Genomic DNA, 25,246 nt, shown 5'->3' on the forward strand with positions numbered 1-25,246 from the left:
AATGAAAAATACTTATATAGAATAGGGTAGTATAACTTTTCGTTATAGGAGGAATTGGATGGAACTACGAGTACTAAATTACTTTTTGACTGTTGCAAGGGAAAAAACAATCAGCAAAGCTGCGAAAACTTTGCATGTCACACAGCCAACCTTATCAAAGCAATTAAAGGAATTAGAACAGGAATTAGGTATCAAACTTTTCGAACGTGGGAGTCGTGAAATCACGTTAACTGAGGACGGCATTTACTTGCAAAACAGAGGACAAGAAATAATGACTCTAGTTGACTTAACGATTTCGAATCTTACAAATCAATCCGTTATCAGTGGGAAAATCACAATTGGCGGAGGAGAAACGGAAGCATTTGGAGTTATTGCTGGTCTTGTACACAAATTAATTACTGATCATCCAGACATTAAAGTAGAAATATATAGTGGAAATGCTGATGATGTATTGGATAAATTAGATAAAGGATTATTAGACTTTGGTCTGGTTATTGATCCGGTGTCCAAACAAAAGTACGAGTATAAGCAATTACCTCCAAAAGATCGCTGGGGCATACTTCTAAATAATAAAAACCCATTATCGAAACAGGAATTTGTATTAGCCGAGGAGTTAAAAGAAATACCCTTACTGATTTCAAATCAATCATCCGTAGACAATCAATTAGCCGAATGGTTTGGAACGAATCTTCATAATTTAAATATTGTGGGTACCTATAACTTACTTTATAATGCATCAGTGATGGTGAAAGAAGACGTTGCAAGTGCTTTATGTATTGAAGGAATCATTAATACAGAGGGAACAGATCTTCAGTTTGTCCCTCTAAGTCCAAGCTTATATGCCACAATAAATATTGTTTGGAAAAAAAATCGAGTATTTTCTAATGCGGCAAATCAACTCCTAACTTTACTGTGAAAAGTTGTTTAGCTATTCGTTGCAAGCAAAAAAAATCTGATTTGGTCAAATAATATGTACTTTATTATCAATATGCCCTTCCGTCAAATCGAGCGGTTCATTGGTGGGAAAGTTAGTAAAAATATGGTAGAGTGCTTTTTGAAAATAATTAATAAGTAAAAAAGGTAGAGCAAGCCTTTTACTTTAGAATAAAAGTATCGAAAGGGAATGTAGGAGCACTTCCTTTTTTTTTTACATTAGCAATCAATTAGCTTATGGCATCTAGAAAATAGCTGCCAAAAAAAGTGAGAGGTTTAATGGGGAATATTTTGATTGTTCTTTTAAAAGAAAATTTTAAAAAATATTTTTTCTAAAAAAAACAAATTTTAAAATAGAAAGTCTAAGATGCGTACCCAAAATTAAAAATAATAAAAAACTTATTGAAAGCGTTGTTTTTTGTGATATAGTGTAACTGAAGGTGCCTGATAAATAAAATCGTACGATTAAATGAAGAGGTGGTTGGAATAAAAATAACTTTTGTTTGGCGTGATTGGAGTACATATTGTTTTTTAATTGCGATATAATATTGTTATTTATATGCTCAATTGTCTTCCTGATTAGTAATTTAGTTCGTTTGCTATGTAAAAAAGCTCCAAATGGCTTCGATATGTTTTGTAGCAAGCCTACTAGCTATGAATTTTGTCTTAACTTGGTTAACAACTTCCGTTAATCTGATTGAGACAATTATTTAATGGAGGGAACAAAAATGAGTTTAGGAGACAAACTGAAAGAAGAACGTCTAAAGAATGAGTATACGCAAGAAGATATTGCCAAAATATTGAATGTTGCACGCTCCACTGTTTCAAGCTGGGAAGTGTCGAGAACATATCCTGATCTTTCTTTCCTGATTACTTTAAGTAAATTATATGGAGTAACAGTCGATTATTTAATTAAAGATGAAGAAGAGACAATTGACAACAATCAGACAATAAAAACAATGGGTTCTTTGAATCAGAAACAAAAATATTTTGGATTTGGTTTTTTGGTTTGCTTGATCTGTGCACTGTTGATTGGTTTGCTTTTTCTGAACACGGCGAATCAGAGTACAAAAAAAGAAAAAGTAAAAAAAGAACCAGTCGAGTATATTATTCCTTTGACAGATATCATGGATGTTACGGTTAAAGAAATCCCTTATGGTAAAGATAATAAATATCGAGTTCCTGAAATCACCGCAAATGTAAAATTACGTGAAGGTTGGAAAGAACCGGGATGGGTTTTTCATTTTGATAATAATACGGGAGCTGCGTATATTCATCTTTCACAAAATAAAGTGTATAAAGGGGAACCTTTTCCGACCAACTATTTTCCAAAATTGAGTTTTGTCGCTGCACAGTATGTTAGGGATACCGAGTACATGGATATTCCTAAAAAGATTATCTTGATTGACGATAATACCGCAGATCCCCCAAGTACAGCAAAAGAGCAACGGGTGATTTGGGAAAAATAAAAAAGGAGTGTTTAGAAAGGAAAAAATTTATTTGTCTTGGATTGGTTACATTTGGAATGTTACTGTTTGGTCAGCCAGCACAAGCTGCTGAAATTACTAACGATGTGGCGCCAGAACTGGGGAAAATTTACATAGATGAGCGTAAGTCTGGCTTGACTGACATTCTTTGTACGACTTCTGAAGGGAGATATGTGATCAACGAGAATAAGCTCGTCTTACTAGATAAAGAAATCCCAGGTGTAACACCTTTTATCTATCATGATGTACAGCTTTTAAGCGGTGATGTAACAGGCTACAGCTTTACGATTGCAGGAAACACTCGATATACTTACCTAACTACTAATCATGATAGTGATTGGAGTCCGAGAGCGATGATTGTAAATCAAAATGGTGCGCAAATCCAATATTGGGAAGTGTACGGGACACCAGCTTCAATCGCTGATACAACATCAGCTACTGCAACGTATTATTTCGGTTTAAGAAACTTATCTTCCAGTGCCATGAATTATGGAATGAATATGATGTTTTAAAATAAGCAACGAGTGTCTGGAACATCATCATTTTGATGAATGTTTCAGACACTTTTTTACGAACAAATGATGTTCAAAAAGTAAATTTCTCAAAAAACAAGCCGAATAATTTCAAAAATAGACAGAGCTATTTCCAAACTTTTTTTTTCAGAGCTGAACGCGTTTGTCCCAAGCTCTTTTATCTTTTTTTGTAATCGAACAAGTCCCTAGTATGGCAAAAAAAGAACTGCACCGTTGGTTGCGGTACAGCTCTTAAAAAGGGGGCATCAATTAAAATTAAGGTAAAGTGATCACATCTTCTGTTTCTTTATCGAAGAAATGTCCTTTATTGATATTGAAAGCAAGGTCAATCATCTCGCCTGGTTTGTGGAAGTCACGTGCATCGACTTTTGAAATAAATTCAGTTGAGCCAGTTTTTGTGTAAAGCATTGTTTCTGCACCTAATAATTCTGAAACCACAACTTCAGAATGAACGACTGCTTCTGGTGAAGCATCTAAAGCAATTTGTTCACTGTGGATGTCTTCAGGACGAATACCAAAGATGACTTCTTTGCCGTTGTAGCCTTTTTCCACTAAGATTTTATTTTTTCCTTCTGGAATACGAAGTCTTAATCCGTGACCATCAGTAATCACGCCGTCATTTAGCGTTACATTGAAGAAGTTCATTGCAGGAGAACCGATAAATCCAGCAACGAAAACATTCACTGGTGTGTCATAAACTTCTTTTGGTGAACCAATTTGTTGAATAAATCCATCCTTCATAATAACGATTCGATCTGCCATTGTCATCGCTTCTGTTTGGTCATGGGTCACGTAGATAGTTGTTGTTTCTAAACGTTGGTGTAATTTAGCAATTTCTGCACGCATCGCTACACGCAATTTAGCATCTAAGTTTGATAAAGGTTCATCCATCAAGAAGACTTTGGCATCACGAACGATTGCACGACCTAAAGCCACACGTTGCCGTTGTCCACCAGATAATGCAGCTGGTTTACGAGTTAGGTACTCGGTTAGACCTAAAATTTCTGCCGCATTTTCAACTCGATTTTTGATTTCTGCTTTGTCGTATTTTCTTAATTTCAAACCAAATGCCATATTATCAAAAACAGTCATATGAGGATAAAGAGCGTAGTTTTGGAAAACCATTGCGATATCACGATCTTTTGGAGCTACATCATTCATGACTTTTTCGCCAATTTTTAATTCGCCTTCCGTAATGTCTTCCAAACCAGCAATCATACGTAAAGTAGTTGATTTCCCACAGCCAGATGGTCCAACAAAAACAATAAATTCGCGATCTTGGATATTTAAATTAAAATCAGTAACTGAATAATTTTCTGCATTATCGTATTTTTTATAAACATGTGTCAACGCCATTTCTACCATAGTAAATTCCACACTTTCTATAAGTTTTATTTGACTAAAGTATAAATGAAATCGCTAACCTTCTGCAATGGCAGAATGAACAAGAATTTGTCTGTTTTTTGGTCAGAGTGACAAAGGAACAAAGAAAATCAAAAAAATGGTAACAAAAAATTTAAACGTTTTCCTAAGTTTGTTACACTAAAGAAAAGAAGGGAAGTGTGACTGATGAAAATTGCTTTGATTGCACATGATCGAAAGAAACCATTAATGATTAAATTAGCGACAGCTTATCAAACGATTTTAGCGAAACACGAGCTTTATGCTACTGGGACAACAGGTTTACGAATTCAAGAGGCAACGAATTTGCCGGTTCATCGTTTTAAATCAGGTCCGTTGGGAGGCGACCAACAAATTGGGGCAATGATTTCTGAAGACGAAATTGATCTAGTCATTTTCTTGCGTGATCCACTTGCGGCACAGCCACATGAGCCAGACGTAACAGCATTGATTCGTTTATCAGATGTGTATGAAATACCTTTGGCAACCAATATTGGCACAGCTGAAGTTTTATTGCGTGGATTAGCAGCGGGATATTTAGATTTTCGGACGGTCGTTCATGAAATGGAAAAAGAAGCGATTTCGACGGAACATGAATGAATTTTCGGCATTTTATCCAATAATATGAATAAATACTAATGGAACTTGTTGAATAGCGAACATAAAAGAAAAAAATCATAGAAACATTCAGTTTTCCTGTTTGCTAGTCACTGATAATTATGTTATATTTTGTGAGGGAATTGTTTCCCAAAATAAAATCAGAGTAGGAAATAAAGCGTTAAGTGCTGGGAGGATGGGATGTTGCCGCCCGGACGAAGGACAAGAGAGCTTGTTCGCGGTTTTATTTTCGCATTCGCTGCATATTATTGTGTAGCAGCTCTTAAAGGAGATGCTAAAATGAAAAAAAATCGATTAGATGCACGGATGATTGCGATCATGGGGCTATTGATTGCCTTAATGGTTACTTTATCACGACTAATATCTATCGAAACACCTTTTATCAAAATCAGTGTAACATTTATTCCACAGGTCATCATGGGGATTTTATTTGGTCCTTTTTGGTCTGGTATAGGAGCGGTGTTAGCTGACCTTGTTGGAATGGCATTATTCTCAAAATCAGCTTTCTTTATTGGATTTACGTTGAATGCTTTCATCGAAGGTGCGATTTATGGTTTCTTTTTCTATCGAAAGGAAATCACTTGGAAGAATGCTATCTTAGCAACGCTGAGTGTCACGTTGATTATCAATTTGATTTTGACACCGCTTTGGCTAGCTTTGATGTATCACGTCCCTTTATTTAGTTGGGTCGTTTGGGCACCAAGATTGTTGAAAACAGTCATTTGGATCCCACTTCAATCAATTGCAATTTACTATGTTGGGCGGAGTATCCCTTACAAAAAGATTTTACAAAGTCTAACAGTTCGTACGAAATAAAAATAAAAAAAGGCAATCTTCCCATCCCAGAAGATTGCCTTTTTTTATTGATGTGTAAATTGTGCTTGATAAAGCTGATTGTAATAGCCTGCTTTTTTTACTAATTCATCATGCGTCCCCATTTCGACGATGTGTCCTTGATCCATGACTAAAATCTGGTCAGCATTTTTAATGGTAGAAAGCCGATGGGCAATCACAAAGCTAGTTTTTCCTTCCATCATTGTCAAGAATGCTTGTTGAATCTTCTTTTCAGTCAGCGTATCAACAGAACTAGTTGCCTCGTCTAAAATCAACATGGGTGGATTACTGATCATTGTTCGTGCAATGGTCAATAGTTGTCGCTGACCATCGGAAATTTTTAGTCCTTGCCCGCCGATTTTGGTTGAAAGCTTTTCAGGTAACCGTTCGACAAATTCATACATATAGGCAGCTTTTAATGCTTCATTGATTTCCTCATCGCTAGCATTTGGATTGCCATAGCGTAGGTTTGCACGTAAGGAACTATCAAATAACCAAGTGTCTTGTAAAACCATCCCGAAGCTTTTACGCAAAGTCGTTCGTTTGATATCACGAAGATTGTGGCCATCAATCAGGATTTTTCCGCTATTCGTATCATAAAAACGCATTAAAAGATTGACTAGTGTCGATTTTCCAGCTCCTGTTTTTCCAACAATCGCAATTGTTTGCCCAGGTTTTGCTCTAAAATTGAAGTCTTCAATCAAATGTTGATTTGGATCATATGAAAAGGAAACGTGTTCGAAAACAACTTCTCCTTTGATCGTTTGGGGATCTAAAGCAAATGCATCTGGGGCATCAGGTGTCTCTTCAGGTTGATCGATCAACTCAAATGCTCGATCTAATCCAGCAAAGGCAGTTTGAATTTGCGTAGTGATACCAGATAATTCGATAAAAGGTTTAGAGAATTGACTCGAGTAGATGGTAAAACTTGAGATAACACCAACGGTAATTGCTGAACCGCTTCGTAAAGCGAGTAATCCACCAACTAAACCAATTGAGAGATAAGCTAAATGATCAACAAAACGCGAAGAAGGATTTGTCAAAGAAGAAGAAAATTGAGCACGTTGTCCTTTGACATAAAGTTCCTGATTCAATGTTTCAAATGCCTGTTGACTAGCAGACTCTTGTTGGAAAGCTTTCACGATTTTTTGATTACCGATCCGTTCAGTAACAAATCCAGAAATATCTCCAATAATTTTTTGCTGTTGATTAAAGTCGTTTTGAGAAGAACGTGCAACCAGAAAGCTGACTAAAAAAATAATCGGGGTGGCACACAAGACGACAACAGTTAACAACGGGCTCAAATGAATCATAAAGATAAAGGATAAAATGATGATTGCAACACCAGAAAATAGTTGATTGAATGCTGCTGCAATGGCAATCGAAATATTATCCATATCATTGGTAAAACGGCTGACGATATTTCCATGAGCAGTTTGGTCATAATAACGAAGAGGCAAACGGTTCAATCGTTCAAAAGCATCTTTTCTTAGCGCCGCTACAGAGAGGTAAGCAAGCCGATTACTTAAGACTTGGATCAACCACTGACTAAGAACATTAACGAGTACTACGCTACCAAAAAGTAATAATAAATGAAAGAGTTCTTGAAATTGAACGTGGTCGATACCAATCATCAAATCAATACTTTGGCCAATTTGTAGCGTCATGACCACTGTTGCAATACCATTCAATAGACCAAAGAAAATCGCTAAAGCAATTTCTTTAGGATAAGCCATCAAGTAGGGGACAAATCGCTTGAATAACTGCATTGAGAATTTTTTTTGTTTCATTTTATTCCTCCTCCTGCGACGCCACGATTTCTTGGTATTCTTTTGATGTACGTAATAGTTCATCATTTGTTCCCTGAGCAACAATCCGTCCTTGATCCATGACTAAAATAGTTTCTGCTTCTTGGATTGAGCGAACCCTTTGAGAAATAATCAGTACGGTACAATCAAGAGAAGTTTTCAATGCTTTGCGTAAATTCAAATCTGTTTGATAATCAAGTGCGCTTAGCGAATCATCAAGAATCAGCAAGGCTGGTTTCGCAATCAAGGCGCGTGCGATAGTCAATCTTTGTTTTTGCCCACCAGAAAAGTTTTTTCCATTTTCCATCACCTTAGTATCCAAACCATCAGGAAGTTGACGAACAAACTCATCAGCTTGTGCAATGGCTAAAGCTTCCCAGCATTCCTCATCTGTGGCGTTTGTTTTGCCCCAATGTAAGTTGTCGCGGATAGAGCCAGTGAAGAGCACAGCTGTTTGAGGAACCATGGCAATTTGCTCTCGCAATTTTTCTGTTTCCCATTGCCGGACATTTAATTCGTCAACGAGAACTTCACCGCTACTTACATCATAAAAACGAGGAATTAGTTGAGTCAGAGTGGTTTTGCCACTACCAGTGGGTCCAATGATTCCGACGACAGCATTTTTCTTCACTTGAAAATTGATATTCTCTAAAGATAAACCAGAAGCAGGTGTATAGCGGAAATCTACATGTTTGAATTCAACAATTATCTTACTATCAAGTTCAGGCGTGCTTGCATCTGATGCTTCTTGAATCGAATTTTCCATTGCTAAGACTTCTTTGACCCGTTTTCCTGAAGCTTCAGCTCGGGTAAAAATCACGACTAAGTTAGAAACAACGATCAAAGCTAACAACATTTGGTTCATGTAGTTGATCAACGCTAAAACTTGTCCTTGTTGTAGTCCACCAATATTGACTTTGATTCCACCAACTGTCAACAGACAAATAATTCCTACATTCATGATCAAAGTGGTGGCAGGAGTCAAAAGTGCGGAAATATTGGAAACGAGCAAATAATTCTTTGCTAAATCATCGGTGCTTTCGTCAAAACTTTTGACTTCTGTTTTTGTTCGACCAAAGGCTCGAATCACACGAACACCACTAAGATTTTGACTAACGATTTCGTTTAAATAATCTAATTTTTCTTGTACTTTTTGGTAAAGAGGAATTGTCTTTTTAATAATAAAATACAAGATAACCGCAAAAATAGGTAAAAAAAGTAAGAAGAATAGACTAATTTGCCAATCAATGATAAAGGCCATCACAACAGAACCAATGCTTAAAAACGGTGCGCGGATCAATAAGCGGATAACCATTGCCAACGCTAATTGTAATTGATTGATGTCATTGGTCATGCGAGTAATCAAGGTGTCTGTTCCAAAATGATTTAGCTCGCTGTGAGAAAGTGTATTGATTTTTTTCATAAGTTGATTGCGTAATTCTGTACCAAAACCTTGGGAAGCGATTGAAGAATAGTATTGACAAATAATCGCGCAAATCAGTCCGATGATCGACATGACAACCATCCAAACACCCATTTGAATGACCACACCTGTATCATTTTTTTTAAGTCCGTTATCAATCAACGAAGCCATCAGTAAGGGAAGAACTAATTCAAAAACTGCTTCAAGGAATTTGAAAAAGGGTCCCAAAATGATTTGCTTACGATAGTCTTTTGCATAACGCAATAACTGAATCATATGATTCCTCCTGAATAGTAAAATTTTTTCTATATTTATAGTAGAAGAAAAGTGATAAGTACATTACACATTGTAGCTTATGAAATTTGGAATGAAAAGCCAGCAAGCTCTTTCATTAGAGTTTCTTTTCATTTTTTCGGCTAATTGATACAATGAAAAGAAAAAAGGAGGTACGTATGAACGAGTTTATTCGTGTAGTATTGCTATTTTTTATTTACTCATTTGTCGGTTGGTTATGGGAAACTGTTTATTGTTCCATTAAAGCCAAGCATTTTGTCTATCGAGGATTTTTGGTTGGTCCGATTACGCCAATCTATGGCTTTGGTATTTTGGGCGTGTTGTATTTTATCGAACCCTTCCAATCAAATCTTGTTTTATTGTATGTTTTATCAACCGTTCTGGTCACGATTTTGGAGTACTTGACGAGCTTTGGCTTGGAAAAATTATTTCATGCCACTTGGTGGGATTACCACGATGTTCCGTTGAATATCAATGGGAGAGTTGCTGTACCAGTTTCACTTTTTTGGGGTGTTGGCTGTGTCTTGATCGTAAAGGTGATCCATCCGCATATTTTGATTTTAGAGCAATTGTTGGCGGAACGATTTGGTTTTTATTTACCAGTTATCTTGATTGGATTAATCATGATGGACCTTGGTTACACATTGGCGAACTTACAAAGTTTCCAAAAAGCAGTCACAGATTTGCAAAAAGCAATCAATGAACAAAAAGCAAACTTGCAAGAAGTCTTTGAAAAAACCAAAGACGAATGGGAAGAACGTCAAAAAACTTCAGGTACAGTTTTCGGTAAGGGAATTGTCTCAAAACCAGAGAAAAAAGCTGCTACTGATTGGTTACAGGCATTCAAAGAGTCAGCGAAAACGAATGATTACTTACCACGTTTGAATTATACGCAACGTCGCTTCTTGAAGAATTTCCCGCAACTATCGTTGAAAGAAGGAAAAGATGTGAATGAAATTCGCCAATTAGTAAAAGAATTGCGTAAGAAAAAATAACCTATATCCTTGCTCAAAAAAGCAGTTGAACAAAAAAAGTTCAATTGCTTTTTATTTTGGCTAATCGTTCATTGAAAACGAATTGTATTTGTAATAAATTGTAATATTTCTGACATATGAATTGTAATAATCATTTGTATAATGTAAGAGTTGGTATTTTAGGAGAAAGGTGTTGGAGTTCGTGAAGGCAAAAAAAGCCTTAGTTATGCTTGCTGTCTTATTGTCAGCAAATTTAGCACTACCCTTAGTGGCTCAAGCAGAATCGCTTGATTCTTTAAATGAAAAAGAACAAGTTGCAAAACGTCAGGGTGAAGAAATCAGTGTCGAAGTACAAGTGGCATTAAATGATGTCAATGAAAAGTATCAAGAAGTTGAGAAAATAAAACAAGAAATCGATCAAAATAAGCAAACGATTGATAAATCAAAACAAGAAATCAAGGAGACTGAAGCAACGATTGAAAAACGCAAAGAAGCCGTTGCACAACGACTAAAAGAGGTGCAAATCAATGGTTCGAATGAGCGAAATTTACAAGCCCTTTTAGATGCTGAAACTGTGGCCGAATTTATCAATCGCGCATACGCTGTTCGTGTTCTTCATCAAGCAGAAAAAGATAAAATCGCTAATTTGGATAGTCAAAGACAAAAGTTAGTTGATCTTAATCAAAAATTAGAGGATACACAAACTTCATTAAAGGATAATCAAGTTTCTTTAGAAGTCGAAGCGGACTCTTTGAATGAAAAAGTCGATTATTTAAAACAAAAACTAACAGATAATCAAGTGACGCTTAGCGAAATTGCTAAGAATAAAGAAGCTGAAAAAACGCGAATTGCTACAGAAAACGCGAAAAAAGAAGCTGCTGAAAAACAAGCAAAAGAAGAAGCACAAAAACAGGCTGAAAAAGCAAAAGAAGAAGCACAAAAAGCAAAAGAAAAAGAAGAAGCCCAAAAATTGGCAGCAGAAAACGCAGAGAAGGAAACTGAGCCAGCCAAGGAACAATCAAAAGAAAAGCCAAAAGAAGACACACCAAAAGAGGAAGTACCAACATCAGGTGCTACCCGTATGATGGAATCTACAGCCTATTCTTATTCAGAACCGGGTTCAGGACATATCACTGCCAGTGGGTTAGATTTATATGACAATCCACAAGCAATTGCCGTTGATCCCAGCGTGATTCCACTAAATTCAATCGTGAATGTTGAAGGCTATGGTGTGGCAATCGCTGCTGACACAGGAGGCGCAATCAAAGGAAACATCATTGATGTTCACTTTGCAACGGTTGCAGAATGTGTTGCTTGGGGACGTCGCCAAGTAAAAGTAACTGTCATGAGTTAAAATTTTTCATAAATAAAAAAGAGGCTGAGACAAAGCGCGTGCGCGTTTTGTCTCAGCCTTTCTTTTTATTGTGCTAAATTAGTCAAGCGATTTCCTTGTTTGACGTTCACATCAATTACATTGTAAAACGCATTTGGTGTGTCATCAATATCCCAAACGGCTAAAACAACGTGGTAGCCTAGATGATCTGTAGGAATTGTTACTTCATGAGTTTTATCTGTTGAGGCAACATCTCCATCGTGATCGATTGTATCAATCAATTGTAATTCATCCCGAGTTAAGGGCTTGTTTTGGTCCCAACCATTTTTTGTAATATAATAATGCCATTTTGTTGTTGCATGGTCGGCGGTAAATGTCCAAGAAAAATTATTTTTCCCAGTGAATACTGTGTGTTTTGTCCAACGATCAGCTGTTTGTTTGTCTAAAGTATAATCTCCCAATACGCCATCAGCTGAAGCAATGTGCCCGTCTGCGGGTCCAGCTTGCGGAAAGCCTTTTTTGGCTTCCAATGATTGAGGATCATCAACGACTGCACCATATTTATCATGAGCAGCGCTCCAACCTAGATGATCTTTGTCTAAAAAGCCTTGATAACCACGACTTGCTGGTTCTTTGACATACCCGTGTGCATCAACAGAAACTGTCGTTAATGCAGTAAACCCAGTTGCAACTAAAATAAAACTTAACCCTAGCAGTGTACTCTTTTTCATCTTGAAACCCTCCAAAATAAATCATTTGTTTGAGATAAAACTCAATTATCTCAACAACAAGTAGTATAAAATGGAACAGTTTTGAAAAATTATTTTGTATGTTATTGCAACAAAAAATTATTTGATCAACTATACGTGCTCTTTAATCGAAGGATGAAGTCCGTCATTGTCGTTAGACCTAACCAATTAAAAAAATGAATTCCTTGATCGATTTCGGGAATCGCGCTTTGATCCCCTTGAGATAAACGATCCAAGGCAGAAAAAATTTTATAATAAGCCATATTTAAGCTATTTGTATGTAATTCTGCTAGTTTTCTTAGTTCAGTAAGAAAAAGAGTCCTTAAAGAAGCGGATGAGCGAGTAAAGGACAGCCTGACGCCATTTAAAATAAAATTGGCTAATAAGTTTTGTTGAACAGCAGTATCTTGGTAGATCCCCATTTTAGTGACACTATGATAGAAGGAACGTACGATATAATCTGTTTTAAAAATAAAAAGACATCTTGAAAAGACTGAAAGCTCAAAGTGCCCCCAAGTATCGATATGTTCTAAATAATTCATAATTAGTTGTGCTTCTTTTTTGACCTCAGGAGTGATTGTTTCTTTTTCTAAATGATTAAGAATGATTTTCCGTTGGGCGTAAAGTAAACGATAAAAAATATTTCCAGTGTTCTCATATTCTTTTAGTAATTCATCTTCCTGTGCAGAAGTGAGTGCAGGAGTTGTAAGAAAATAATTGGTTAATTTTTGCTTTGGCGACAGTGAACCATCGTTTAGTAAAAATTCGTATTCCTCTAAAGTCACATTCATTTTTTCTAGATAACTAATCAAAAGCTCAAAACTGATTTTTGTGCCACGAGATTCGAAAGCAGCGAGTGTTCCTCGTTGGGAAATTCCCATGGTCAACTGTTCCTGAGTAAAACCACGTTCTTTCCTTAACTTCCGGATCAAAAAAGCATGTTTTGGCATACTAAACACTCCCTTTGTTATTTTATTTCTAGTTTAAGATAACATATCACAGCTGAGGTGAAGAAATTCTTCTTTTGTGTTGCCTTTTTATTAAAAAGTGTGAAATTCCTTTTGTTTTAAGGAATGTTTTGTTGCAATAGCGTACAAAAAAGTCTTTTTTATAAGAGATAATTTATAATTGAGAAGGATTTTAAAATAAAATAAGTGTTGGAGGAAAAAGAATGCAAAAAAAATTATTGTTATTTTCAATTAGTGTCATTGGAGGAATATTTGGTTGTGCAAATGGTGTCGCTGCGGATACAGCAGATGAAATGCCAAGTATTGCAAACAAGCAAATTTCGGTTGGTTATTATCATAATTGGCCTGGAGAAATGGGCGCAGGTTATATGGGCGGAGCTCCCGCTGATGTCCAGTTAGATCAAATCAATTCCTTTTACAATGTCATTTCTGTTGCCTTTATGAAAGGTGAAGGAATCCCTACTTTCAAACCGTATAATATGAGTGATCAAGCATTCAGAAGACAAGTGGCAACTTTAAATGCGCAAGATCGTGCGGTTCTTTTATCATTAGGTGGCGCAGATTCGCATATTGAACTTTCAACTGGACAAGAACAAGCTTTTGCCAATGAAATTATTCGCTTGGTAGATACTTATGGCTTTGATGGCTTGGATATTGATTTAGAACAAACGGCTGTAGCAGCAGGAGATAATGCGAAAGTAATCCCGGCAGCGTTAAAAATTGTGCGCAACCATTATGAACAACAAAATAAACACTTTATTATTTCAATGGCTCCAGAATTTCCGTATTTGAGAACAGCAGGGAAATATGTACCTTATATCACTGCCTTGGAAAACGACTATGATTTTATTGCTCCACAGCTTTATAATCAAGCCGGAGATGGCATTAGCGTTGGCTCAGAATGGATTGCTCAAAACAACGATAGTAAAAAATTTGAATTCTTATATGGAATCTCAGATGCATTTGACAAAGGAAATAATGGTTTCATTCATATCCCAGCAAGTAAATTGGCCTTAGGACTTCCAGCCAATCAAGATGCAGCGGCAAATGGTTATGTCAAAGATTCGAATGTTGTCTATCAAGTGTTTGAAACGCTAGCGACAAAAGGGACTCCTTTAAAAGGAATCATGACGTGGAGTGTGAACTGGGATGAAGGAAAAAATTCAGCGGGGATTGGTTACAATGAGTCGTTTGCACACGCTTATCAAGGATTATTTGAAGAACAGGTACCTGATACAGAGCAACCAACTGTTCCAACGAATTTAACAGCATCTGCGACCTCAAACAGTGTTTCGTTATCTTGGAAAGCTTCTACTGATAATGTCAAAGTAGATCATTACAATATTTATGAAAAAAATCAGTTAGTTGGCACAAGCAAAACAACAAATTTTGTGCATACTGGTTTATCAGCAGCAACAAACTATAGCTATACAGTTGTAGCAGTAGATACGTCAAGTAATCAATCTGCGCACTCAACTAAGCTGGATGTGATTACAAAAGAGGCATCCGAGTTAAACAAGCCATCTGCACCCACGAATGTAAAAATTAGCAAAGCTACAGCAAATAGTTTAACTTTAACATGGGACAACAATGCATCAGAAGAAGAAGTGACTACCTATGAGATTTATCGTGAAAATAAAAAAGTGGCAACAACAACTGAAAATCAATTCACGGATCAAAATTTAACACCAGAAACAACTTACATGTATCAAATCAAAGCAGTCAATCGAATGGGTCTCTCTGATTTCAGTCAACAAGTGACAGGAACGACAACTTCTGAGAGTGGCGAAGTCCAAGCGTGGAAAGTTGGAGTCACGTATCATGCGGGGGATAGGGTGACTCACCAAGGCCATCAATATAAATGCTTGCAGGCACACACATCGATAGCTGTTTGGAGTCCGGATCAAGCACCGGCTTTATGGGAGAAGTTAAGTAAATAAATTAAAAAACAAATAAAAAAACAAATAAAAAAATAAATTATGCAAACAAACATTTAATTAGTGAAAAAAGGCAGTTGATCTTTTAGCTCATAGTTAGATGTTTGTTTTGTTATATAATGTTCGTTTTATTAAATATAAAGGAGTTAAAAGGTGCTTCTTTTTTCAGTCTGGTGCATACAAAACGGTATATCTGTGATTTTTTATTAGTATTAGCTAAAAAATAACGATTATCAAAAGGAGTTTCTTTACGAATAAGTCGTTTGTGTTAAAAGAATGTTACGCGAACATTTCTTAGATATTACATATAACAAATCACCTTTTAACCAGCTACATTGTTCTGTATAATTAGATCAAATATTGCCTTTTTATAGACCAAAAATTGATTTTTTATCGATTGTTTTGTGTGCATTTCGTGGACAAAGAGGATAAAAAATATTGATCAGGTGACAAAGTTGTTAGGTTGGGAAGGAGTAGATCAGCGATGAATATAGTGAAAAATGGATATATGACCGCTGCAATGCTTTGGCCTAAAAGAAAATTGACCTCGACGATAGTGTACATCATGAGTTTTTCGTTTAATGAAGGCGACTTAATCAAGCAGCTTCACTTGAACTATCCAGGAAAGGTGACTGTTTTTTTTGTAGACAAGTGCCGCAAGTATGCGGAGAAGTTAAAGAGTGGAGGAATCGATGTTCGTCCGTTTACTCCTAAAAGTCTTTTTTTAGGAAGAAATCTTTCTTTATTAAAACAAGCAAAAGTGATTATTGTTGATAACTATTTTCCTGAATTAGCAGTGACGGCTTCCGACCAGATAGTCATTCAAGTGTGGCATGCTGATGGTGCAATCAAAAAATTTGGTTGGGATGATCCGCAGACGAAGCAACGTAGTTACCAAGACCAAAAGAGATTTCAAAAAGTTTACAACTCTTTCAACTATGTAGTAGTCAATTCAGATAAGATGGCAGGTATTTTTCAAAGAAGCTATGATTTAAATTTAAAAGTGACTAAAAAGTTAGGTTCTCTAAGATTAGAAACAGCCCGTAAAGTAGCAAAAACGGTTAAACAAACAAAAAAATTTATTTTATACGCACCGACGTATCGTCCAGAACAAAAAGATATGGAACACATTTTTAGACAAGCATTAGCTACGTTTTCTAAACTATCGGAAGAACAATTTTACGTACATCTACATCCAACGATCAATCAAGAAAATTGGACCTTACCTAAAAATGTACATTGGTGGAACCAAAACATCATGGAAAGTTATCCAAATGTAAAATTATTGATTACGGACTACTCGGCGAGTACCTTTGAGTATCTTACTATACAGGAACAGCCAAAAATTATTTTTTTCTGTCCTGATTTTGATAAGTATAAGAAAAATCCAGGGATTCAAGAGGATTTTCTTGAGTGGGTACCTGGACCAGTCGTGAAGAGTCAGGAATTGTTGGGGCAAGCAATTCAATCCTATTCATATGAAGCAAATGAACAATTGCTAAAAAAAGCAAAACTGTTATGGAATCAGTATGAAAACGGCGAAACTGTTGGAGAGATAATGGCATTAGTGAAAAAGGAACTGGGTGAGATTGGTGGAAAAAACGAATAGGACAGAATACATAAGCGGCGTCCCTGTTGATAATTTAACCTATCAAACAATCGTGGAGGACATTCCAAAATATTTAGCTGCAAATAAAAAAATGTTGATCACAAGTGTTAATCCTCAAATTACATTGCAAGCTTACCAGTATCCAGAGGTGAAAGCTTATTTGGAGCGGGCGACACATCGAATCGCTGACGGGATTGGCGTAGTCAAGGCTTCTAAAATGCTACGAGGGAATATTCGTGAACGGATAACTGGTATTGAAGTGATGGAAAGAAGTTTGCAGTTTGCGAATCAATTTGGTTACCGGATTTTTTTATATGGAGCCAAAAAAGATGTAGTGAACCAAGCAGCACGAAATATTCAAGAAAAATATCCGAATATTGAAGTGGGGGGCACACTTCATGGTTACACAAGCAGAAATACAGAAGAAGTGATTAAAAAAATTAATCAAGCAAACTGTACCTTTCTCTTTGTTGCCTTGGGATCACCTAAGCAAGAAATTTTTTTGGAAAGAAACGTAGATCAATTGAATGCCAAAGTTTTTCTAGATGTAGGAGGCACCTTTGATGTCCTTGCGGGAGCAGTCAAGCGGGCACCAAAATTTTATTTAGACAATAACCTCGAATGGCTTTATCGGTCACTTTCGATGAAGCGTTATGATCGATTGGTGCAGATACCGAAGTATTTATACTCGGTTGTGCGACATAAAGATGTAACAATTAGAGTGCAAAGAGAATATCCCGAGTCGAATACAAAAAAAATAGAAAAACAAACCAATAATCAAATTCATTGAAGTTAAGTTGGAAGGTGTATTATTGAAAATACTAGCAATATTAGATGATAAGGATCAATCAACGTTTTATTTATATTCACAAAAAGATAATAGTTTGAAAAGAATTGCTCCATCTGTAGAAGTAGAAAACAATAGAATAGGTCATTTATTTTGTAGTATGGAATTATCCGATTTTTTAGAGAAAATAAAAAATATTTTTCCATATGATAAATATATTGTTATTCCTAAGCAATTGTTCTTAGAGCAACTGTTAGATGAAACAGAATGGATTGAGGTATCAAATCCAAGTGATTTTATTCATAATGATGTTTTTTATAAAAAAGGAAAAGTTAAGCTTGATCAAAAAAATTTGATTGCATTTTTTGAATTTAATGAGGATAACGATACTTTTGCGAGACAGGAGCATGTTTTTCGCCTTGCTACTCAAAAAGTAATAAAAGGGAGAAATCCTTTGAACATCCATAAAGAAATAAAGAGGATGTTATCAATTATGAAGACAGATATCACGCTGTCTTCTATTATGAAAATGAGCTCTCATTATGTTACTGGTACAAAGCAAAAAATCAAAAAAGAAGTTATTCTAAATATAATAAATTAATAGTATATTTAGTGATTTATAAAATGGAGGATTTAATAATGAAATTTGCACAGATTATGGCTGGTGGAGTTGGCAAGCGTATGGGAAATATCCCAATGCCAAAACAATTCTTAATGTTAGGAGATAAACCTATCATTATTCATACCTTAGAAAAATTTATCTTAAATCAAGAATTTGAGAAAATCATTATTTCTTGCCCTGCAGATTGGATTCAATATGCTCAAGACATCGTTAATAAATATGTAGATGATAGTCGTGTCATCATCATTGAAGGTGGTAAAGAAAGAAACGACACACTGAATAATGCAATTCTTTATATAGAAAAAAATTATGATGTTACAGATGATGATATTTTATTAGTTCATGATGCTGTTCGACCATTCATTACTAAGCGAATTATCGATGAAAATTTAGAAGCAGCGGAAAAATTTGGCGCTGTAGATACGGTTGTTCCAGCTTTTGATACAATAGTTCGTGGGAAAGATCAATTGATTACCGATATTCCAAATCGTGAAGAAATGTATCAAGGTCAGACACCACAAACATTTAAAATTAATACAGTAAAAAGTTCTTATGCTCAGTTAACGGATGACCAAAAAGAAATTTTGAGCGACTCTTGTAAAATATGTTTGCTAGCAGGAGAACAAGTAAAAATGGTGAAGGGTGAACTATTTAATATCAAAATAACGACACCGTATGATCTAACAATAGCAAATGCAATACTTAAGGAGCGCAAACAATGATTAACCAAGTAGTTCGTTTAACAGCACCAAGACAGTTTGAAACGTTCATGATTGATGAAAAAATAACTGATAATACAACAATTGTACGTCCAAGATTCTTATCTATTTGTCATGCAGATCAGCGTTACTATACAGGAACACGTGGAAAAGAAGCTTTAAAAAAGAAATTGCCAATGGCTTTAATTCATGAGGGTGTAGCAGAGGTCGTTAAAGATTACACAGGCACTTACAAAACGGGTGAACGAGTAATTGTTATACCAAATACACCACAAGAAAATTCCCATACTATTCACGAAAATTACTTACCTAGCTCTAAATTTCGTTCAAGTGGATTTGATGGATTAATGCAAGAGTATGTATTTACTTCTCCTGATCGTTTAGTTGCAGTTCCAGATGACATGCCATCTGTTGTTGCAGCATATATTGAACTGATTTCTGTATCAATGCATTCTATTAGTAGGATGATAAAAAGAATGAACGATGATACAGATGTATTTGGTGTTTGGGGAGACGGAAATTTAGGGTTTATCACTAGTTTACTGCTCAAACGGCATTTTCCTGAAGCGAAGATCGTTGTTTTCGGTAAGAATGAAAATAAATTACAGTATTTTTCATTTGCACATAAAACATATCAAATAGATGCTATTCCAGCTGACTTAAAAATATCACAAGCTTTTGAATGTGTTGGTGGTATGGGAAGTCAAGATGCAATTGATCAGATTATTGATCACATTAAGCCAGAAGGAACAATTGCTTTAATGGGTGTCTCTGAACAATATGTAGAAATCAATACAAGAATGGTTTTAGAACGTGGTCTTACTCTAATTGGAAGCAGCCGTAGTGGACGAGAAGACTTTGTCAAAACGGTCAATTTTTTAAATGAACATCCTGGTGCAAGAAATCGTTTGAAAAGTTTAGTGGGAATAACTGAAAAAGTAGACACAATTGAAGATGTACATGAATTCTTTGAGAAAGAACTACAAAATACTTGGGGAAAAGCTGTAATGGAATGGAATTTATAGAAAAAATCAAAATTACAGGGTTGAAAATTACTTTTACACTAATTTATTTGTTTTTTTCTACTTTTTATAAGCAAAATAAAAAGCAAGTGTATCTAATGAGTGCTCGTTCAGTCGAGCCTTCAATTGGGTTGAAACTAATTGAAAAAGAATTGCAAACTAATGAAAATGTTACTGTTCACAATTTTTATTTTAGCCGAATTGAGGGACAAAAAAAATATTTCAAGAATAGTGTTATATCCTTATATAATTTAGCAACTTCAAAAGTGGTTATAGTAGATGACCATTTTTTTGCTATCAATGCGCTGTATTACAAGAAAAAAAGAAACAAAGTGATTCAAATTTGGCATGCAGCTGGGACAATGAAACAATTTGGCAATTATGAAGGTAATAATACATTGATTCCTCATAAAAATTATGATTATGTTTTTGTGAATAAAGAAAGTGACAGAGAAATTTATGCAAGATCTTTGGGAGTAGCGGTAAGTCAGACAATTGTTACAGGATCACTGCAATTGTTTTATATGTATGAAAAATCAAAAGAGACAAGAGAAGTAAAAGAGCAAATATTTTATGCTCCAACTTATCGAAGCGGTAAGAATGATTATTCAAAAAAATTGGTCAGACAAATGATTCAGTCTTTTGAAGAAAACAGTACTAATTCAGACAAACAATTAAAAATATCGTTACATCCTTATGTGGATAGCACGGGGATTGATCCTAGCTATTTAGTTGGTACTGATGATTTTTACGATGAATTGTTGGCAAGTAAAATCCTGATTACCGATTATTCTTCGTTGATAATTGATTTCAGTATTTTGCGCAGACCAATTTATCTTTATATGCCAGATTATGAAACGTATAAAGCACAAGTAGGTTTTTTCTCTGCTAATCTGTTTCAAGAGTATCCATTCCCTAAAATAACGGAATATAAGAATTGCTATCGATTATTTGGAGAAAATAATTATGATTTTTTTGCTGTGGATAAAATAACTGAAGCACAGTTAACTATGGAAAGTAAGAACGCTTTAAAAAATGCTATTTTACTGATTGAAGATCTGTTAGGAAGGAAAGATTAGATGGTTAAGGTCACAAAGAAAGAAGAATCAAATCATCCAAAAAGTGAATACCCAGATTACTTAGGTAGAGATGAAGCAGCTAAAAGCCTGTTATCAGCATTATCTAATATGGATGAGGAAACGGCCGAATTATTGTTAAATCAATTTGATATGGCTGAGTATGTGGTTGATAAAGTAGTTGATTCGATTTACTTTAATTCAAGTGCAATGGAAATAGAAGGGTCCGTTCGTATCAAAAATGCGCCAGAACCAATTTCACAGGATGGGATAGAAAAGTATCTAATTTTAGTTAACAAAAAAGGAAATACGATTGATTATGAATTTCCTATTCAAAATATCGAGTCAGTTGATGAAAATGGCTATGTAAATTTTGATAAATATAGAGGGAAAATCCATTTTAGTAAAATTAATGGGAAGCCAATAAATCCAGGTAAATATGAGTTGAAAATCAAAATAAAACAGTTTATTGATGATTCATGGTCAGAGGTAATTACCCAATTAGGAAATATTAGGAATCAAAAAACAGATTTTGTATTATCAACTAATATGTTTAGTTTTTCTGCTAAGAGTAATAAAAAATACAGTTTGACAGCTGTTTTAGGTGTGGATACAGGACAATTTGAGATCCAGTCTAAGTTGCTATCGGACATTAATCCACTTGAATTTGATATAGAAGAAGAAATTGTTATGGACTTACCAGCAGTTAGAAAAACAAAAAAATCTTTGTTTAAACATTTGTATAATCTTTTTAAGATATTTCCTGTAAAGAAAAAACAAATATCTTTTGTTTCTGACAGTAGAATAGATATCTCAGGTAACTTTGAGTATATTTATAAAAAAATGCTGGATAACCCTCAGGATTTTGATATTCAATTTTATTTGAAGTCGAGTATTAAAGAGAAAAAGACACTATTTGAAATTATAACAATGGCATACAATTTAGCTCGAAGTAGATATATTATTTTAGACGATTATTACCCAATGATTTATCCAGTAAATATTCGGGAAGATAGTGATCTAGTTCAAGTTTGGCATGCTGTCGGTGCTTTTAAAACATTTGGATACTCTCGATTGGGAATGCCTGGCGGTCCTAGAAAAGATTCAATGGATCATAAGAATTATACTAAAGTTATTGTGAGCTCTGAAAATATTGCTGATAAATATGCTGAAGGCTTTGGTGTGCCGAGAGACAATGTTTATGCATTAGGTGCGGCAAGAACAGATATGTTTTTTGATAAAGAGCTACAGCACGAAATAAAAGAACATTTATATGATGAATTAACTTTTCTTAAAGGAAAAAAGATAATTTTATTTGCGCCAACGTTTCGTGGTAATGGTCAACAATCTGCACATTATCCATTTGAATTAATTGATTTTAAAAAACTCTTTGATAAATTTTATAAAGAAGGCTGGATATTTTTATTAAAAATCCATCCATTTGTTCATAATAAGCCTAATATTCCATACGAATATCAAGAGTTCTTCTACGACGTATCTGATTACCGAGAAATTAATGATTTGTTATTGGTTACTGATATTTTAATTACCGATTATTCTTCAGTATGCTTTGAATATGCTTTATTAGGGAAAAAAATGATTTTCTTTAGTCCAGATTTAGCAGAATATATGAGTTCTAGAAATTTTTATTATGATTACTTTAATTTTATTCCTGGATCATACGCTTCAAATACAGATGAATTAATTACTCAAATACAAGATCAGACCGTAGACACAAAAAAAATTACAGATTTTGTAAACTATTATTTTGATGATCTAGATGGGAAATCGACGGATCGGCTAATTGATTATTTAAAGAATGATTTTTATGAAGAAGAGATAGAAAACGAAACGGTTAGATATACAGACGATGGAAAAATTATTCCTGAATGGGGAAGTAAAAAATAAAATGATTTAATAACTATAGCGTAAGAAAAAGAGGTATATATATTGACTTATAAGGTAAAGGCAAAATATATAACAAAAGAATATGATTTATTAAAAAGAAAATCGGATAAAATAAAAAGTTTATTCACTTTTACTAGAAAAAAAATACCAAGCTTTTGGGCTTTAAAAGGGATTAGTTTTGAAGTAAACGATGGAGAAACTGTAGGAATAATTGGGATTAATGGCTCAGGAAAGTCTACACTGTCAAATTTGATTAGTGGAATTATTCCGCCCACATCTGGATCGTTAGACATACATGGAGATACCTCTATTATTTCTATTGGTGCTGGGTTAAAAGGTCCTTTAACAGGAATAGAAAATATTCAATTGAAATGTTTAATGAGCGGTATGTCAAATAGTAAAATAAAAGAAGTGACACCTGATATTATTGAATTTGCTGATTTAGGTGACTTTATAAATCAACCAGTAAAAAGCTATTCTAGTGGTATGAAAAGTCGATTAGGATTTGCTGTAGCTGTGCATCAAAATCCTGATATACTTATTATTGATGAAGCATTGGCAGTTGGAGATGACACATTTTATCAAAAATGTGTCAATAAAATGATGGAATTCAAGGAGCAAGGGAAAACGATTTTCTTTGTAAGTCATTCTTTAGGTCAAGTAGAAAAACTTTGTGACAAAACTATTTGGATGCATTACGGGGAATTAAAAATGTTTGGTAAAACTAAAGAGGTAATTACTGAATATAAAAATTTCACACAATGGTTTAAACAGCAATCAAAAGAAGAGCAGTCTAAATATCAAAGAAAAATGAAAAACAAACAAAAAGAGTTTACATTGCAAAAACTCAAGGATGACATAATTAAGAAAAAAGAAAACGAAAATAAATTGCTAACTAGGTCTGAAGTTCGAGAAATTCAAAATGAAACTCAAAAAACACCAATTGGGGATAAAATGAAAAGAGGAACCAAAATTATGTTGTTAATGGCCAGCGTTCTTCTTGTTTGTTTGTCTATAATTAGTTTTAATGATAATGCTGTTTCATCTATCATAAATAACCCTGTTGAATTTATTAGGAAACAATTTACTGATCTAAGAAAAAATTCTACTCCTCCAAAGGAACGTTCATCAAAAATGGATAGTTCTACAAATATTTCTAGTTTAAACAGTTCAACAGAAATAATAAGCGAGAGTACAAGTATGTCCTCTGACACTTTAGAGAGTTACATGGTTCAACCTGGAGATACTTTGGAGAGCATAGCTAATCAATATAATATTTCAATTGATGAATTAAAATATGAAAATTTGTTGAGTGATAACAATATTGAGGCAGGACAAGAGTTAAAAATACCTACTAGTTCAGAGCAATAGAGGGAGAATAAGATGAGAGAAGTTTGGCTTGTTATTAAAGAGCAACTAATTAATTACAGCATAATTTTTAGAATGTCTAAGTATGAAGATAAAGCGACTTATCAGAGTCACTATTTAGGCTTATTATGGCAAATTTTTAATCCATTGATTCAAGTGGGAATCTACTATATGGTTTTTGGCTTGGGAGTAAATGGGGGAAATAAAATAGATGGTGTGCCTTATATACTATGGATGATTATTGGTATATCAACTTGGTTTTTTATAAATGGATCAGTTTTTGGGGCATCAAATAGTATATATAGACAGGTAGGACTAGTCGCTAAAATGAAGTTTCCAATTAGCATTCTGCCATCCGTATCTATAGTTAGTAATTTAACAAGTTATGTTTGGATGACCATCATAGTTGTAATTTCACTAATTAAGTTTGGTGTGTCACCAAGTCTATACTGGTTACAATATATATATTATTTTATTGCAATGATTTGTTTCTTATTCGCATTTGGCATTTTGAATGCTACTATTACGACTTTAGTTAGAGATTATCACATTATGTTGCAGTCTCTATTTAGAGTTTTGTTCTATGTATCAGGTCCGATATGGAATATTGAAAATAGAAATCTACCGAATACACTGGTTCGCCTATTAAAATTAAATCCGTTCTATTATTTGATAAACGGATTTCGAGATACCTTTCTATCCAAGGCTTGGTTTTGGGAAAAAGGAAATTATACGTTAATTTTTTGGTTGATGTTACTAATAATATTAACTGTTGGCGCACATCTTCATTTGAAGTTTAGAGCTAAATTTATGGATTATGTTTAAAATAACCACAAAGGAGAA

22 protein-coding genes and 1 riboswitch are annotated in these 25,246 nt (G+C 34.6%); of the genes, 17 read left to right on the forward strand and 5 right to left on the reverse strand.

Annotated elements, in window-relative coordinates:
* Positions 1-58 precede the first annotated feature (58 nt).
* The 3 genes from JZO71_RS03670 (at position 59) to JZO71_RS03680 (ending at position 2,932) form a co-directional block, all read left to right on the forward strand.
* Positions 59-916 (forward strand): LysR family transcriptional regulator, encoded by an 858-nt coding sequence (locus JZO71_RS03670; RefSeq protein WP_206898243.1) that lies wholly within the window; start codon positions 59-61, stop codon positions 914-916.
* A gap of 745 nt (positions 917-1,661) precedes the next feature.
* Positions 1,662-2,402, forward strand: a complete 741-nt coding sequence (locus JZO71_RS03675; protein ID WP_206898244.1) for a helix-turn-helix domain-containing protein — start codon at positions 1,662-1,664, stop codon at positions 2,400-2,402.
* A 56-nt stretch (positions 2,403-2,458) separates the two neighbouring features.
* A complete protein-coding gene (locus JZO71_RS03680) occupies positions 2,459-2,932 on the forward strand; it encodes a hypothetical protein (RefSeq protein WP_206898245.1) in 474 nt (157 codons plus the stop codon).
* A gap of 276 nt (positions 2,933-3,208) precedes the next feature.
* Here JZO71_RS03680 and JZO71_RS03685 read toward each other — a convergent pair whose 3' ends face one another.
* On the reverse strand, positions 3,209-4,318 hold the full coding sequence (locus JZO71_RS03685) for an ABC transporter ATP-binding protein (RefSeq protein ID WP_206898246.1): 1,110 nt from the start codon (positions 4,316-4,318) through the stop codon (positions 3,209-3,211).
* Positions 4,319-4,522: 204 nt separating this feature from the next.
* On the opposite strand from JZO71_RS03685, the gene JZO71_RS03690 reads away from it, so the two are divergent.
* The gene (locus tag JZO71_RS03690) at positions 4,523-4,954 is read left to right on the forward strand and encodes a methylglyoxal synthase (RefSeq protein ID WP_067482555.1); all 432 of its coding nucleotides are present in this window, start codon (positions 4,523-4,525) and stop codon (positions 4,952-4,954) included.
* 157 nt (positions 4,955-5,111) lie between these two features.
* Positions 5,112-5,215: riboswitch (THF riboswitch) on the forward strand.
* A 36-nt stretch (positions 5,216-5,251) separates the two neighbouring features.
* The gene (locus JZO71_RS03695; protein ID WP_206898247.1) at positions 5,252-5,788 is read left to right on the forward strand and encodes a folate family ECF transporter S component; all 537 of its coding nucleotides are present in this window, start codon (positions 5,252-5,254) and stop codon (positions 5,786-5,788) included.
* 44 nt (positions 5,789-5,832) lie between these two features.
* Here JZO71_RS03695 and JZO71_RS03700 read toward each other — a convergent pair whose 3' ends face one another.
* Together JZO71_RS03700 and JZO71_RS03705 are read right to left on the reverse strand one after the other, a co-directional pair.
* Entirely contained in the window at positions 5,833-7,596 is a 1,764-nt protein-coding gene (locus tag JZO71_RS03700) for an ABC transporter ATP-binding protein (protein ID WP_206898248.1), read from the reverse strand.
* A 1-nt stretch (position 7,597) separates the two neighbouring features.
* Positions 7,598-9,313 (reverse strand): ABC transporter ATP-binding protein, encoded by a 1,716-nt coding sequence (locus JZO71_RS03705; protein ID WP_206898249.1) that lies wholly within the window; start codon positions 9,311-9,313, stop codon positions 7,598-7,600.
* 176 nt (positions 9,314-9,489) lie between these two features.
* Between JZO71_RS03705 and JZO71_RS03710 the strand changes: the two genes are divergently transcribed.
* Both JZO71_RS03710 and JZO71_RS12540 read left to right on the forward strand, forming a co-directional pair.
* Entirely contained in the window at positions 9,490-10,326 is an 837-nt protein-coding gene (locus tag JZO71_RS03710; protein ID WP_206898250.1) for a putative ABC transporter permease, read from the forward strand.
* A 181-nt stretch (positions 10,327-10,507) separates the two neighbouring features.
* Entirely contained in the window at positions 10,508-11,659 is a 1,152-nt protein-coding gene (locus JZO71_RS12540; protein ID WP_347401329.1) for a 3D domain-containing protein, read from the forward strand.
* A 65-nt stretch (positions 11,660-11,724) separates the two neighbouring features.
* Here JZO71_RS12540 and JZO71_RS03720 read toward each other — a convergent pair whose 3' ends face one another.
* Both JZO71_RS03720 and JZO71_RS03725 read right to left on the reverse strand, forming a co-directional pair.
* Positions 11,725-12,369: a lytic polysaccharide monooxygenase gene (locus JZO71_RS03720; protein ID WP_206898251.1), complete on the reverse strand. Its 645-nt coding sequence runs from the start codon at positions 12,367-12,369 to the stop codon at positions 11,725-11,727.
* Between the two features lie 125 nt (positions 12,370-12,494).
* Entirely contained in the window at positions 12,495-13,337 is an 843-nt protein-coding gene (locus JZO71_RS03725; protein WP_206898252.1) for an Rgg family transcriptional regulator, read from the reverse strand.
* Between the two features lie 221 nt (positions 13,338-13,558).
* Between JZO71_RS03725 and JZO71_RS03730 the strand changes: the two genes are divergently transcribed.
* From JZO71_RS03730 to JZO71_RS03775, 10 genes are all read left to right on the forward strand, one after another.
* Complete coding sequence (locus tag JZO71_RS03730; protein WP_206898253.1) at positions 13,559-15,295, forward strand: fibronectin type III domain-containing protein; 1,737 nt, start codon at positions 13,559-13,561, stop codon at positions 15,293-15,295.
* Positions 15,296-15,776: 481 nt separating this feature from the next.
* Positions 15,777-16,901 (forward strand): CDP-glycerol glycerophosphotransferase family protein, encoded by a 1,125-nt coding sequence (locus tag JZO71_RS03735; RefSeq protein ID WP_206898254.1) that lies wholly within the window; start codon positions 15,777-15,779, stop codon positions 16,899-16,901.
* Complete coding sequence (locus JZO71_RS03740) at positions 16,885-17,691, forward strand: WecB/TagA/CpsF family glycosyltransferase (protein WP_206898255.1); 807 nt, start codon at positions 16,885-16,887, stop codon at positions 17,689-17,691. Before JZO71_RS03735 ends, JZO71_RS03740 begins: the two co-directional genes overlap by 17 nt.
* Positions 17,692-17,713: 22 nt before the next feature.
* Complete coding sequence (locus JZO71_RS03745) at positions 17,714-18,289, forward strand: LCP family glycopolymer transferase (RefSeq protein WP_206898256.1); 576 nt, start codon at positions 17,714-17,716, stop codon at positions 18,287-18,289.
* 38 nt (positions 18,290-18,327) lie between these two features.
* Positions 18,328-19,032 (forward strand): IspD/TarI family cytidylyltransferase, encoded by a 705-nt coding sequence (locus JZO71_RS03750; RefSeq protein WP_206898257.1) that lies wholly within the window; start codon positions 18,328-18,330, stop codon positions 19,030-19,032.
* Positions 19,029-20,054, forward strand: coding sequence for an alcohol dehydrogenase catalytic domain-containing protein (locus tag JZO71_RS03755; RefSeq protein WP_206898258.1), 1,026 nt, complete (start codon positions 19,029-19,031; stop codon positions 20,052-20,054). The genes JZO71_RS03750 and JZO71_RS03755 overlap by 4 nt, the downstream gene beginning before the upstream one ends.
* The gene (locus JZO71_RS03760) at positions 20,042-21,130 is read left to right on the forward strand and encodes a CDP-glycerol glycerophosphotransferase family protein (protein ID WP_206898259.1); all 1,089 of its coding nucleotides are present in this window, start codon (positions 20,042-20,044) and stop codon (positions 21,128-21,130) included. The genes JZO71_RS03755 and JZO71_RS03760 overlap by 13 nt, the downstream gene beginning before the upstream one ends.
* Positions 21,131-23,035 carry a CDP-glycerol glycerophosphotransferase family protein gene (locus JZO71_RS03765; protein WP_242590378.1) on the forward strand — a complete coding sequence of 635 codons (1,905 nt, stop codon included), beginning with the start codon at positions 21,131-21,133 and terminating at the stop codon, positions 23,033-23,035.
* A 42-nt stretch (positions 23,036-23,077) separates the two neighbouring features.
* Positions 23,078-24,406: an ATP-binding cassette domain-containing protein gene (locus tag JZO71_RS03770; RefSeq protein ID WP_242590379.1), complete on the forward strand. Its 1,329-nt coding sequence runs from the start codon at positions 23,078-23,080 to the stop codon at positions 24,404-24,406.
* A 12-nt stretch (positions 24,407-24,418) separates the two neighbouring features.
* Positions 24,419-25,228, forward strand: coding sequence for an ABC transporter permease (locus tag JZO71_RS03775; RefSeq protein WP_206898260.1), 810 nt, complete (start codon positions 24,419-24,421; stop codon positions 25,226-25,228).
* Positions 25,229-25,246 lie beyond the last annotated feature (18 nt).

Source organism: Candidatus Enterococcus courvalinii, assembly GCF_017315945.1.
In the GTDB taxonomy this organism is placed as follows: domain Bacteria; phylum Bacillota; class Bacilli; order Lactobacillales; family Enterococcaceae; genus Enterococcus_B; species Enterococcus_B courvalinii.